A 13,649-nucleotide genomic window follows, 5' to 3' on the forward strand; every position below is an offset into this window, starting at 1 on the left:
TTAGTATAACGGGGTTTTAAGCTAAGAAAAATAGAAAAACCCCGAATAGGTCCACTTTTTTTAAAGTGTCTACTATTCGGGGTTCAGTTCAGATAGAGCATGAGACTCTTTTTTTATTGCTCGAACTTTCCGTAGTGAATAATCTCTTCTTTCGGAACCAGCTTTTTTGCAGGCGGCTCCTCTCTCGGATAACCCAGTCCTAAGATAGCCACAACCCGCCGGTCATCCGGGATGGCCAGCGCCTCTCTTACATAACTTTCCCGTTTTTCGGATTCCTCCTGATCTTCTGAGTGATAAATAGCTCCGAACGCAGCCCCAAGCCCTTGTTCAACCGCTGACAGCCAAATAAACCCGCTCGCAATGGAAGCATCCTGCAGCCAGTACTTACTAATATCCGGGCGGCCTGTCAGAACGATGGCTGCCTTAGCTTCCTTTAGCCATGGCACAAAAGGAGTAGCCTCTGCCAAATGATCAAGCATACTTCTCTCTTCCACTACAACCAATTCTCTCGATGGCAAATTGTTGCCAGCTGGAGCTAAATAAGCCGCTTCTGTTACTTGAGCAAGCTCTTCAGCGGGAATCGGCTGATCCGTGAAGGCTGTAATTTCCCGTCTCCTTTGAATTGCCTCTGATACGTTCATTCAACAATCTCCCTTCCTTATTTATCTAGCAAAATAAATGTATGAAAAAACAGGCTTAAAAGATAGCCTGTCTAATCATTGTCTGATGAAAACATATAGTGTCGTTCATTAAAGGTAATGGAGAAGATCAGCCCCATCGCCAGCATATTTCCCATCAACGAGCTTCCTCCATAGCTGATGAACGGAAGCGGGATACCAGTAATCGGCAGAAGCCCAATTGTCATCCCGATATTCTGAAAAGCGTGGAAGGTAATCATCGCAATTACGCCTGCACACATATAAGTGTAATAGACAACCTTCGTTGAAAGTGCCAGCTTCGTGAGGTGATAGATTAACAGAAAGAATAAGCTCACGACAATACTGGAGCCGATAAATCCGTATTCCTCACCAATGATACTAAATATAAAGTCCGTGTGGCTTTCGGGAAGGTATACCTCCCGCTCACTAAACCCCTTCCCCATCGTCTGCCCGGAACCGATAGCCAGCAGCGATCTCGTCAAGTGGAAGCCGGTCGAGCTTTCATAATTGTACGGGTCGAGCCAGGAATAAATCCGGCCAAATTGGTACTGTTTCACCCCAAGGTATTTTTCCAGGATGCCCGGATGCCAAAGCACCATGTAGAAAATGGCTGTCGCCGCAGCGGTGATGGATCCGAATAAAGGAAGCAGGATCCTCCAGCTGATACCTGATACGAAAATCATGCCAAGCAAAATGGACATGAATACAAGGGACGTACCCAGGTCCGGCTGCTGCATAACGAGCAAGAGCGGAAATGCCGTTACCAGGCATAGCTTTCCTAAGAGCAGCCAATCCGATTGTGTGGTTCGAGCCGAATACTTCTGATGGTGAAGAACGAGCACGCGTCCCAGCGCTAAAATTAAGAAGACCTTCATAAATTCCGATGGCTGAAGAGACAGCCCAGGCACCTGATACCAGCTTTTCGCACCATTTACGACAGGAGCAATGCTGTCGGGAGCGATAATCAAAAAAGCGAGCAGCAAGATGCCGAATCCGTAGACATACCAGGACATCCCCATCAGCTGCTCGGAATCGAAGCTGATCACCAAAGCGATAATGCCCGTTCCGATAATATAGAAAATAGCCTGCTTCATGACGAAATTATCAGCGTATTGCCCCGTCGTCTGGGCACTATAAATAGCCAAACAGCTAACTAAGAACATCATTAATAATATAAGAACTAATCCGTAATCAATCCGGCTGGAGTTTTGCTTTGGAGAAGTCATGAAACATTCCTCTTTCTAATAAAATTACACTTCTTCCATTATAACGTGAAAGAACCAATTCACAACAAATTAAGTCTGACAACCCTATGAATACTTTTCTTATGTATTCACTTAATCCCAGTAATTAAATACAAGCTCTCCTACTGTGTACGGCTGCCAGTACATGATCTGGCTCATCTCCGCACTATTTAAATCGTGATCATGCAGCAGGTCGAACTCCGGCTGCCTCTGTATTTTTAACAATTGATTCAAATCTCTAGCTTCACAAATCTCGAAGCCTCTGAAATAGTCAACTAGTTCTTCTTCATCATAGAAAGTAATGTGCTCTTTCTCAACAGATGCCGCAAAGGCAATGAGAGGATAATAAGCATTCATAAGTATGTGAATGCGTTTCACTCCATTATCTAAAACCGCTTCAAAGAAGTTTGTATTTAACTTAGGCGGGTGAAATGCAATCATTTCTGCATCAATACTCTCAGCCGCCTTCAGGCACCGTTCCTTGAATATATCCTCCGCCGTATAACGCGGCGGCGGATTCTCTCCGCTGTTGTAAAAGCCTGTAATGCCGTAAGATAAATGCAACATGCTTTCCTCCTGCATCTTAATCTCTCTACCCTATTATATAAAAAACCATGGACAAATGGCTTCATCAGCAGAAAAACTTCAATAAAATTAACATCTTTTATTTGTCTCTTGCTGTGCTCCCTACTACAATGAAGAAGAAAATGATTTAAAGAAGGAGAATAGATGAAATGGAAAGAATCAAAACAGCTGAACAATTTCAAGAGCTTATCGCTAAAGAACAGCCTGTCATTATGAAATTCACTGCGGGTTGGTGCCCTGATTGCCGTCGTATGGATATGTTTATTGGGGACATCGTATCTGAATATAATCAATATGAGTGGTATGAGATCGACCGCGATGAATTTCCTGATATCGCCGATCAATATGACGTCATGGGCATTCCAAGCCTGCTGATTTTCCAAAATGGTGAAAAACAGGCTCACCTTCACAGCGCGAACGCCAAGTCTCCTGAACAAGTCACTGATTTCTTAAAATCTGTGTAACGGCAGCGGCTAACCGTAAACAAGCACCCCGGATCACGGGGTGCTTTCTTCTTTCTTATAAAGAATCATAGAGAATATAGGAATAGTCCTCTCATGCCTCAAGCTTCATCGGCCGATCTTTCTTTTTGTTCTTTCTCCTTAAATGCACAAACTCTCCTATAACAATACCGGCCGCCCCCCCTGAGGCAACGGCAAGCGCCCACAGTTCGTCAGCCAGAAAGAGCAGCAGCAGGCATGTCAGCAGGTAGACAGGCCAGGAGTACCAGAGAGACATAAACAATTCATCATCCCGCTTCTCTACCCATGTGAATTCCTTATGAAGCACAAAGCGGTAAATCATAGAAACATAAAGAAAGAAGCCCACCGCTCCAGCTGCTATAGCAGCTGTGAGAGCCCAGCTTATATAAAAAGCAATAAAAAAAGATGCAGCTGCCCACATAATTAAAATAAAAAGAATATACGGATTGGTAAAAAACTCTCTCATCTTCATCGTCATGCACTCCTTTTTATACTTTATGCAAGCAACCCGCCGAACAGAAGATAGGCTTTCTTAAAAGGCGGAAAACTTTCCTCGACATATAAATAATCGGCGAAATAATCCGATATGAGAAGAAAGGGCCTCTTTTCCTTTTATGGGTACAGAGGTGAAAGAACAGGAGAGCGAACTATGAGCATCTTTAAATTTAGAACGCCTAAAGAAACAGCAACCTCTATCGCGCTTATTGAAAAGCAGCGTATGTTCATTGATCCAATGAGTCCGCCTGCTAAGCAGCTTGCGATGATTCATTTAACTGAACGCGATTTGTCCATTATCAATTCTCTTCAGCCTCTTATTTCGAGCCATATCGAAGAGATTGTGACTGCCTTTTACGACGTCATTCTACAGCAGCCGGAGCTGTTAACGATCATCCAAGAGAACAGTGACGTAAGCCGCCTGAAAAAAACACTAGAACGCCATATACGGGAACTATTCGAAGGAACTATTGATGAAGATTTCATTCAAAAGCGTCTTCGCATTGCTTATGTACATGTCCGTATCGGCTTAAAAACGAAATGGTATATGGCTGCTTTCCAGGAACTGTTCAACTCTCTGTTGACGATTATCTACACACGTGGTGAAATGGGAAACCATACACCCGAAGCAATAGCTGCCGTTTCCAAACTGCTCAATTTCGAACAGCAGCTCGTGCTAGAAGCATATGAGAATGAAGAAGAACGCATCCGCAATATCGCTCAGCAGAAGAAAGAAGAGCTGGTGAACCACGTACATACGGTTTCCCAAGAACTGGCCGCCATTTCTGAACAAACGACTGCTTCCTTGAAGGACTTAGGAGTCAAGTCAGAAACCATTCTAAAGCTCTCAAGAGAAGGCATGGAACTGGCCGATGAATCCGGGAGCCATTCCGTGGAAGGGCAAAAAATGCTTAATGATCACGGCTTGAAGTTAAACGATATTCAGCAGGCCGTGTCAGATATTCGCTCCTTTTCGATGGAGCTTAATAAGATTGCCCTTAGCATTACGGAAGTCATTACAATTGTCGATAACATTGCCAGCCAGACCAACTTGCTGGCGCTGAATGCTTCAATAGAAGCAGCTCGGGCTGGTGAATACGGAAAAGGCTTTGCGGTAGTAGCCGAAGAAATTCGCAAGCTGTCGGATCAGACAAAGACCTCTACCTCCAGTGTCTCCGATCATATTATGAAGACAAATTCTTTGATTGGACAAGTGAGTCAATCTGTCGACAAAGTGAATGACTTAGTCATAACCGGCATCCAAAGCATGACTGAGACAGATAGAAACTTCGTTGAGCTGCTTGAATTAATCGACAACACCAAGCAGCAAAACCATCGCATCGAAGATCAGATGCAGCAGCTGAACTACATTGTGAGCGAAATTGAACACGCATCTGAAGAGGTAGCAAGGTCAGCTGTTTCCTTAAACGATTCTACGGAAGACTTTCTATACTTTAAAGGATAAAAAAACCTGCCGGATAGCCGCGCTTCTCAGCAAGAAACGCGCAGTCCCGGCAGGCTTTTCACTTACCCGACGTCTCTAAAAACGTCATCTTCCCTTTGATCAGCTCGATCACATCGGTTACTTTCACTTCCTGCTTCTGCGCTTCTTCATAAGCATCCTTCATTAAAGAAAGAAGCTGCTGCTGTTGTGTCATAGCCTATCTCTCCTGTAAATCGATAAATAAATAAGGACGACCTTGACCTCTTTCCCTTCTTTGTCACCTTTTAAACATCCTGTTCTTTTCCTTATCAGGCATCACCTACCAAGGGGCTGCAGGAAGCCGTTAGCATAATAAAAAGAAGCCCCGCTGTCACCTTGAAAATGATACAATAATGAATAAAATACATACAAAAAAGGATGGGGTGTTCATGTACAAGTTTGTTATGCCTGAAGTGATTTTTGGCAGCGGCTCCATTCGTCAAGCCGGCGAGAGCTGCGCCCGGCTCGGTGCTAAACGAATATTGATCGTCACCGATGAAGGTGTAATGAATGCTGGCTGGGCTGAATTAGTAGAGCAAAGCTGCCGCGCCTCTGGCCTTTCCTCCATTTTGTTTTCCGGTGTCAGTGTGAATCCGAAAGAAGATGAAGCAGAGGCGTGTGCCCGCGCGTACATAGAGAACGAATGTGACGCCCTCATTGGCGTCGGTGGAGGCAGCGTGATCGACATTGCTAAGTCAGCGGCCTTGCTTGCGACAAACGGCGGTCATGTCCGGGACTATGAAGGCGTCGACCGTATCACCTATCCTCTCCCGCCGCTCGTGATGCTCCCTACAACGGCTGGCTCAGGCTCAGAAGTGTCGCAATTTTCTGTGATTGTTGATGTGAATCGGAAAAAGAAAATGACCATCGTGTCCAAATCACTCGTTCCGGATATTGCTCTTGTTGATCCAGACGTCTTGAGCACAAAGAGTCCGCATTTAACGGCCTCTACTGGACTTGATGTCTTAACCCATGCTATTGAATCCTTTGTCAGTGCGGCCGCTACCCCGCTAACAGATGTACATGCCAAGAACGCTCTTACCTTATCGGCCCGTTACTTGCGTCCATCTGTTGCCTCCCGCTACAACAAAGAGGCAAAGGAGCAAATGGCTATGGCCAGCCTGCATGCCGGTCTTGCTTTTTCGAATGCAATTCTTGGAGCCGTTCACGCTATGTCTCATACGATTGGCGGCCGGTATCCACTCCTGCATGGTGATATTAATGCTGTCCTGCTCCCTCATGTGATGGAATTTAATCTGATCGCCGCCCCGCAGAAGTTTAAGGAAATTGCCTTTTTAATGGGAGAGGACGTCCGGGCGCTATCTGACACTGAAGCCGGGGAAAAGGCGATCCAATTCGTTCGAAAGCTGGCTTCGGATATCGGGGCTCCGCTCACTTTATCAGAAATGGGTTTCAAGGAAGAATCAATTCCTATCGTCAGCGAGACCTCCCTTTCCGACGCTTGTATGATTACGAATCCGCGCGATATTACAGCTGAGGAAGTCGCAGCTCTTCTTCGGCAAGCATTGTAGGTGAGATCGATGGAACGAAAGGAAATGATTGATCTATTAACTGGAGTCCAATCTTCTAAACGCAACTATTACACGGAATTAAAAACAACGGTTGAAAAGCTAAAGAAAAAAAACAGCCACTTAGAGGTCATGAATGAAGTTATGAAGGTGTTCACCGTTCACATGTCGGTACAGGAGATGCTGAAAAGCGCCCTTGCGAAGCTTACAGTGATTTACCCTGTTGAGCGGATCAGCCTCGCCCTTTTTGATGGACAGGCTCTTCGTCTTTCGTACATTTATCCTGAGCAGAAGACCTATTTAGCGAAAGGCACCGCTTTTCCGGAGGATCATTCTCTTTACAGTCATGTATTCGCAACAGGAGAGGTCATTGAGTTTGATGGGAGCAGACAAACCGAGTATTTCTTTGAGAAAGAAGCCTTCGAGCACATTGGACTTCGCTCGGTCGTCCTCCTTCCTCTTACATGCCGGGGGCACATTATTGGCGTACTTACGTTTGCCAGCAGCTCCGCCTGGCAGCTGGAGGAGGAAGATAGACACTTCTTCCACCACTTAACGGATCAAATGGCCGTATGTGTAGAGAATGCCCGCTTGTACGGAGAAGTCTTTGCCAGCCAGCAGCGCTGGGAAGGAACCTTCCGCGCTGTATCAGATGCCATCATAATTATTTCCTTAGATGGAGCAGTTTTAGCAAAAAATGATGCGGCGCTGCTCTCGTGGCCTCTCTCCGAGGGGAAGGATATTCGCCCGTTCATCGAAAAGGCGGCTGCTTCTACGAGCAACCCATTTGAACAGACAGTGCTAACAAAGAAACCTCATTATGCGGAGCTTCGCTTTGAAAGCAAAGTATACGATTGCTCCTGTTATCCCCTTTTCGGTAAAGATGAATCGCTCGATGCAGTAATTTTGTACAGCAAGGATGTAACCGAAAAGCGGCAGATGGAAGCTCAGCTTCTTCATTCCGGGAAGCTGGCCGCTATCGGTGAGATGGCCGCTGGTGTTGCTCACGAACTGAACAATCCGTTAACAGCTATTATCGGCAATACTCAGCTTCTGCTGCGAGGGTCAGCCGTCGATCCGGATATGAAGCCTTTGCTCGAAGATATTGACCTTTGCGGCAAGCGCTGTCGAACAATTATCCGCAGCCTGCTCGCTTTCTCTCGCCAGGAGGATTTCTCCTTTAAGCCTTGTTCATTAAATGATGCAGTAACAGAAGCTCTAAGCTTAATTCGCAGGCAAATTGAGAAGCAGAACATTACTTTAGACGTCTGCCTCGATGAGCCCTTGCCGATGGTCGAGGGTAACCTGCAGCAGCTAAGCCAGGTGGCTGCCAACCTTTTAATGAATGCCAAAGACGCCCTGGAAGAAGTCACAGACCGGCCGCGAACGATCACGGTGAAGACAAAGCAGGAAAACGATCACGTATGTTTGGCCATTACAGATAACGGACCAGGAATCCAGCGCGATCATATGAACGACATCTTTCATCCCTTTTTTACAACAAAGTCAGCCGACCGAGGCACAGGACTTGGCTTGTCTGTCAGTTTCGGTATTGCCAAAGCACATGGGGGCCGCTTATCAGCAGAAAGCATTCCCCACCAGCAAACAACCTTCATGCTGGAAATCCCTCTGCTTGACGAAAGGATGTGAAGGCATTGAAAGAAATTCTAATAGTAGAAGACGAACTCGAGGTTGCCCGCTTTTTGTCCAGGCTATTCAAAATGAAGGGCTATGAAACTACACATGCAGAAAGCGGACGCCGTTTCCATGAACTAACGGATTACACCCGCTTTCAGCTCGCCTTCATTGATGTACGTCTGCCCGATTGCAATGGATTGGATATTCTGCAGAAATTAAGGAAACAAGCACCGCTTTGCCCGTGTGTCATTATGACCGGCTACAGCACTGTAAAAACCGCTGTAGAAGCTATTAAAAGCGGGGCCTCTGACTTCATTGAAAAGCCCTTTGAGGATATTGATGCGATTGACCGGCTTGTAGACCGGCTAACCAGTGAGATAAAAACGAAGGGAGAAGAGGCGGATTATGCCATCCTCGCCCGTCAAAATGGCTGCTTTCTTGGGACGAGCTCAAAGATGCATCAGCTATATGAACTTGCGTATAAGATTGCCCCGAAGGACATTACTATTTTGATAGAAGGAGAAACAGGAACCGGCAAGGAAGTACTGGCCAATTACCTTCATGCTGCCAGTAGCCGCCGCAAGGAACCGTTTATCGGCATTAACTGCGGGGCCATCTCCGAATCCCTTTTAGAAAGTGAGCTGTTCGGGCATGTGAAGGGGGCTTTCACAGGGGCAGCAACCGATCGCGTCGGCTATTTCGAGGCAGCCTCAGCCGGAACGCTTTTTCTAGATGAAATCGCTGAGGCCTCTCCTGCTACTCAAGTAAAGCTTCTTCGCGTATTGGAAACAGGAGAGTTCATGAAAATTGGCGGAACAAAGCCGAAGCGGACCTCCGCTCGTATTATTGCTGCTTCCCATGTCAATTTAGAGGAGGCAGTCGAACAGGGAAACTTCCGCGAAGACCTATTATATCGTCTAAATGTGGTGAAGCTGTCTGTGCCGCCACTGAGAGAACGGCGGGAAGATATCCCCCAGCTGATTGAGTCGCTCCAGACCCGCCACGGAGAAATGTGTTCATTTTCGCCTGATGCGATGGAGTTATTAATTCAATATGACTGGCCAGGAAATATAAGAGAGCTATCAAACATAATTCGCCGGTCAGCCGCCTTAGCGAGTGAAGGCACTCCTGTTACACCTGACCTGCTTCCCGCCAAGATAAAAGATGAGCATTCACCTGCCCTCTCTTCCCCTCCTGCCCAGTCGTCCCAATTTCTAGATGAGTGGCAAAGTTTTGCGGAGCAGGTGGTGCGGTTATACAACGGTCAAGAGTCTATACCACTCGCCGACCTGCTTCAAAAAATGAAGAAAATGGAGAAGCGAACGGCAGCTGCTATTATTCATGAAAAATTAAAAGAGACGGCAGGAAACCGTGACCAAGCCGCTGAGCGCTTGGGTCTTTCCAAAAGACAAATCCGTTATTACCTAAATGAAAACTAAAAGCCAGGCAGCCCTGTATAAGGGTGCCTGGCTTTTAGTTTGTCTTCTTGCTAGGCTTAAAAGAATCCAAACGGGTCTTCGCTGCAGCTGACAAGCAGGTTCCTCGTCTGCTAGCAATCATCCAGCATTATGAAGTGATTCTCTCGGCCGACAGGGGCTTTTCATTTTCCATTAATGAAATTATCGTAACGGCACCCTTCAATCCTTTCCTATCTTTCAGTCTAGCTTTACTGCATAGTTAAAACGATCCGGCCATTGATCTTACCCTGCTCCATCTTATCAAAAATGCTATTAATCTCACTAAGCGGTGCTGTTTCAATTTGTGCTTTCACTTTTCCTTGAGCCGCAAACTCCAGGGCTTCTCTCATATCCATACGAGTACCAACAATGGAGCCTTTCACCGTTACACCGTTTAATACTGTGTCAAAAATCGGGATTGGAAGCTCATCATTTGGAAGACCAACCACGACAAGCGTGCCCCCGCGCTTCACAGATAGGTAAGCTTGTTCAAATGCTTTTTTCGTTACCGCCACGCTGATGGATGCCTGTACACCGCCGACTAAGTTTTGGATGGCTTGAACAGGATCTTCCTTCATGCCATTCACCGCTTCATCGGCACCAAGGCTTTTTGCCAATTCGAGTTTCTCATCTGCAATGTCTACTGCAATGACATTAAAGCCCATCGCTTTCGCATACTGCAGAGCTACGTGTCCTAATCCGCCAATTCCGTAAATGGCCACCCAATCTCCCGGCTTGGCTCCCGAAACCTTCAGCGCTTTGTAAGTTGTCACACCTGCACATAAAATCGGAGCCGCCTCAACTGGATCGAGACCTTCAGGAATTTTCGGCACATAATCAGCCGCCGCCAAACAATATTCCGCGTATCCGCCATCTACTGAATAGCCCCCGTTCTCCTGGTTAGGGCAAAGCGTTTCTTGTCCTTTCAAGCAGTATTCACACTCACCGCATGCAGAATAAAGCCAAGGAATGCCGACACGGTCGCCCACTTTCAATAAAGTCACACCTTCTCCGACTTCCTCGACAATACCGACACCTTCATGACCAGGAATCAGCGGCAGCTTCGGCTTTACCGGCCAATCGCCGTGTGCAGCGTGCAAGTCTGTATGGCAAACACCGCAAGCTTCAATTTTCACAAGCACTTCTCCGCGTCCTGGGGCTGGCTTCTCTACATTCTTTATCTCTAAATCCTGCTTAAATTCATTCACTACGGCTGCTTTCATTGTCGCCTGTTCTTTACTCCCTAGTTTTTGCTCGCTTACAACTGTCTCCTTCATGGAAAATGCCCCCTTTGTTTAATTATTCATTCTATTTATTGCAAAGTGCGTGCCAATTGCGAAAAGCAACGGTTCTAGACTATTAATCTGCTAAACAGCCAATTCTTTGGCTAAGTGAGCCGAAATTTCGGCCCACTTTCCAAAAAATCGGCTCTGTGACAAAGTGCTACCTATAGCTTATTAGCGTAAGCAGAGTGCAGCTCAAAATACATATTTATACACTTTTTTCATTTATAGTAATGAACGGTGATGGTAGAATGGCAGGAAAGGGGGAGGACAAGTTGAATAAAAAAAGATGGATTCTCACATTGCTTGCTGTTACTTTTTTTCTATTTATTAATTCCCTTCTCTATCAATTTATAAGGGAGGAAGATCCTTACCGATACTTCACCGGGATAGGCGATCGAATTGCTCTGTCGCCAAATGATTCAACCATCGCTTTTTCCTATTATCACACAGGTGAGGAAGCCCTTTATGAGGCGAACATTAATGGATCTAATGTAAAAAAGCTAACCTCTCCCTCTGAGACAAGGCATCGTTCTCCTTCTTATTCTCCGAATGGAGAATTCTTGCTTTTCTTATCGGCTAACCACCAGAATGTCCAATCCCTTTGGCTATTAGAGCGCGTGGAGGGAAACATTAAACGTCTGTCTCCTCCGGGAGAACATGTAGCTGAGGCGACCTTTTCCTCTTCTGGTGAAGAAATTTATTACATAGCGACCTCCGCTGAGGATTTCTTGAAGCCTGAAGGGGAAACAACGGAAGGCTACGATTTGTTTTCCGTTAATCAGAGTGGTACAAACCATCGTTCATTGACAAATAAAGACTTCTTCTCGATGAGTAATTTGATCGTTTCTAAGGATGGTACACAATTATTTTACGTTTCCTTCGATCACAAAGGAGACAGAATATATTCCTATAATTTAGAAGACGGTACGATCGCAACGGCCCACTTTTTCAAACAGCTATCTGGTTCAGTCATTGCCCCTTCGTTCGCTCTTTCTCCCGATGAGAAGCAGCTGGCGTATATTACAGTGACAGAAGAATCACGCGACAGTTCTTTGTTTAGGTACGAGCTCTTTTTATTGGACTTGAACAGCGGGCAGACAAAGCAGCTGACAAACACTTACTCTTCTACCTCTTCACCTGTGTTTTTTCACCATGAAAAAAAGATAATGTATCTTGAGCAGCCCAATTGGCCTGGAGAGCCAGCAGATTACCGGCTATCTACAGTTAATTTGCAAACAAAAGAGCCGCAGCCCATTGCGCTAAATATGCCCGTCCAGCCAGATGACTTCTCTTTCTGGCGCCTATTAGATGAAGGCATCAACGGCTGGACGGTCGCCCTGCTGTATATATTGTTACTCTGTCTTGCAAGTATTTACACGAATATCTATCTGCAAAAAGGGTACTTGCCGGCTGTCATCAGTTTGATTCTTACAATTCTCGTTCTCTTATCAAGCTTTATTGTAGCCGCAGCTATAAATCCCTGGTACGGCATTGGCTTAGGAATGATCGCTTTAAGCTTGGCAATATGTACAGTCTTTGTTTTTTTATTTATCTATATTTTTAAACGCCTCTCTCACCGTTAGCTTATTAGGAGGAGAGGTCTTATCCATGACAAAACCCCTTCCTAGGGATCACTTAACCTTAGGAGGGGGTTTTTTGCTAAATAAACTCCTTTACACCTGGCTGTCAATCATAATTTCTGTCTCTCCGTTCACAGCAGTAACCTCTGCGGCACCGCCAGTTGGCAGTGTTGCTGCCGGATCCGTATGGCCGATATTGACATTAGCCATTACGGGAATATGGGCAAGTTCCGGCTTATTCTTCAGTACAGATATAAGGGCTGCTTCTGTAATATCAGATTCCTTTTGAAAGCGGCCGATCAGTAAGGCCTGCAATTCCGCAGCATCTGGAAGATGGAGCAGGGACTGAAGATCACGGTCGAATTTCATTAAATGAGTTTCGCTGTCATCTTCAATGAATAAGATCGCATTCTTTAAGGAAGGCATAAATTCCGTTCCCTGCAGCAGGTTAATTGTGCTTAAATTGCCGGCAATCAACCGGCCCTTGGCACTCCCTTCTGTCACGATGAGCGGTCCTTTGTTCGTGTAATAGCTGCGGTCCTCTTCTTCGATATGCCACGGCTCGTCGCTCCACGTGTCAGAAGGCTCCAATTCAAACGGAGCATCATTCGTTAACGTAGCAATCATTCCCTGCATCGTATAGTCGTCGAACGCTCTTAACCCGAACATCGAGAAATGCGGACCAGAGTATGTAATAAGACCTGTCTTCTGATAAATAGCAAGCTGTAAAGCTGTAATGTCACCACAGCCTAACAAAATCTTTGGATTCTTCTTAATGAGTTCATAGTCAATATGTGCAAGCAATTGATTCGTATTGTAACCGCCGACGGCCGTGAAGATCGCTTTTACCTTCGGATCGCTAAATGCTTCATGTAAATCCTCGAGACGCTTTTCAACCGAAGTGGAAAACACGAGATCATGCTCATCTACATAACGGCCGAAGGTAACACGAAAGCCGAACCTTTCCAGGCGTTCCCGGGCAAGAGCCTTCTGCTCTCCTTTGACTAACGCCATGCTCATCGACGGTGCAATCACCCGAATTTCATCTCCCGGCTGTAAACGCGGTGGCTGCATAGTGATCCCTCCTTCTTTTTCTTCCTTTAGCATACACTGATTCCAGAAATCGAGTAGAGGGAAAATAAGTTGATTATTTTCGCCCCTCTCACACCACCGTACGTACGGTTCCGTATACGGCGGTTCAATTTATATTA

The 13,649-nt window shown here is 45.9% G+C and carries 13 protein-coding genes and 1 pseudogene; 7 read left to right on the forward strand and 7 right to left on the reverse strand.

All coding sequences use genetic code 11. From position 1 onward, the window contains the following. Positions 1-113: 113 nt before the first annotated feature. From QY97_RS17680 to QY97_RS17690, 3 genes are all read right to left on the reverse strand, one after another. Positions 114-641 (reverse strand): nitroreductase family protein, encoded by a 528-nt coding sequence (locus QY97_RS17680; RefSeq protein WP_039238812.1) that lies wholly within the window; start codon positions 639-641, stop codon positions 114-116. A 71-nt stretch (positions 642-712) separates the two neighbouring features. Then, entirely contained in the window at positions 713-1,885 is a 1,173-nt protein-coding gene (locus QY97_RS17685; RefSeq protein WP_039238813.1) for an FtsW/RodA/SpoVE family cell cycle protein, read from the reverse strand. 111 nt (positions 1,886-1,996) lie between these two features. After that, complete coding sequence (locus tag QY97_RS17690) at positions 1,997-2,470, reverse strand: hypothetical protein (RefSeq protein WP_039238814.1); 474 nt, start codon at positions 2,468-2,470, stop codon at positions 1,997-1,999. Positions 2,471-2,637: 167 nt separating this feature from the next. Here QY97_RS17690 and QY97_RS17695 point away from each other — a divergent pair, with 167 nt between their 5' ends. Next, positions 2,638-2,952 carry a thioredoxin family protein gene (locus tag QY97_RS17695; protein ID WP_039238816.1) on the forward strand — a complete coding sequence of 105 codons (315 nt, stop codon included), beginning with the start codon at positions 2,638-2,640 and terminating at the stop codon, positions 2,950-2,952. Between the two features lie 91 nt (positions 2,953-3,043). On the opposite strand, the gene QY97_RS17700 is transcribed toward QY97_RS17695, so the two are convergent. Further along, positions 3,044-3,442, reverse strand: a complete 399-nt coding sequence (locus QY97_RS17700; RefSeq protein ID WP_039238819.1) for a hypothetical protein — start codon at positions 3,440-3,442, stop codon at positions 3,044-3,046. Between the two features lie 261 nt (positions 3,443-3,703). Between QY97_RS17700 and QY97_RS21190 the strand changes: the two are divergent. After that, positions 3,704-4,156 (forward strand): annotated as a pseudogene (locus QY97_RS21190) (protoglobin domain-containing protein); the annotation flags it as partial. A 216-nt stretch (positions 4,157-4,372) separates the two neighbouring features. Further along, entirely contained in the window at positions 4,373-4,930 is a 558-nt protein-coding gene (locus QY97_RS21195; RefSeq protein ID WP_408606298.1) for a methyl-accepting chemotaxis protein, read from the forward strand. A 58-nt stretch (positions 4,931-4,988) separates the two neighbouring features. Here the strand turns inward: QY97_RS21195 and QY97_RS21025 are convergent, their stop codons facing one another. Next, the gene (locus tag QY97_RS21025; RefSeq protein ID WP_261337308.1) at positions 4,989-5,123 is read right to left on the reverse strand and encodes a hypothetical protein; all 135 of its coding nucleotides are present in this window, start codon (positions 5,121-5,123) and stop codon (positions 4,989-4,991) included. A gap of 214 nt (positions 5,124-5,337) precedes the next feature. Here QY97_RS21025 and QY97_RS17710 point away from each other — a divergent pair, with 214 nt between their 5' ends. From QY97_RS17710 to QY97_RS17720, 3 genes are read left to right on the forward strand one after another with little or no spacing between them, the layout of a single operon-like run. Further along, on the forward strand, positions 5,338-6,480 hold the full coding sequence (locus QY97_RS17710) for an iron-containing alcohol dehydrogenase (RefSeq protein WP_408606297.1): 1,143 nt from the start codon (positions 5,338-5,340) through the stop codon (positions 6,478-6,480). Between the two features lie 9 nt (positions 6,481-6,489). Next, complete coding sequence (locus QY97_RS17715) at positions 6,490-8,127, forward strand: GAF domain-containing sensor histidine kinase (protein ID WP_039238821.1); 1,638 nt, start codon at positions 6,490-6,492, stop codon at positions 8,125-8,127. Between the two features lie 5 nt (positions 8,128-8,132). Beyond that, positions 8,133-9,554, forward strand: a complete 1,422-nt coding sequence (locus QY97_RS17720) for a sigma-54-dependent transcriptional regulator (protein WP_039238823.1) — start codon at positions 8,133-8,135, stop codon at positions 9,552-9,554. Positions 9,555-9,781: 227 nt separating this feature from the next. Here QY97_RS17720 and adhP read toward each other — a convergent pair whose 3' ends face one another. Beyond that, entirely contained in the window at positions 9,782-10,795 is a 1,014-nt protein-coding gene (gene adhP / locus QY97_RS17725; protein ID WP_039238832.1) for an alcohol dehydrogenase AdhP, read from the reverse strand. A gap of 335 nt (positions 10,796-11,130) precedes the next feature. Between adhP and QY97_RS17730 the strand changes: the two genes are divergently transcribed. Next, entirely contained in the window at positions 11,131-12,441 is a 1,311-nt protein-coding gene (locus tag QY97_RS17730; RefSeq protein WP_039238824.1) for a TolB family protein, read from the forward strand. A gap of 90 nt (positions 12,442-12,531) precedes the next feature. On the opposite strand, the gene QY97_RS17735 is transcribed toward QY97_RS17730, so the two are convergent. Next, positions 12,532-13,512, reverse strand: coding sequence for a S66 family peptidase (locus QY97_RS17735; protein WP_039238825.1), 981 nt, complete (start codon positions 13,510-13,512; stop codon positions 12,532-12,534). Positions 13,513-13,649 lie beyond the last annotated feature (137 nt).

The sequence above is a fragment of the Bacillus thermotolerans genome, assembly GCF_000812025.2.
GTDB lineage: Bacteria > Bacillota > Bacilli > Bacillales > Domibacillaceae > Quasibacillus > Quasibacillus thermotolerans.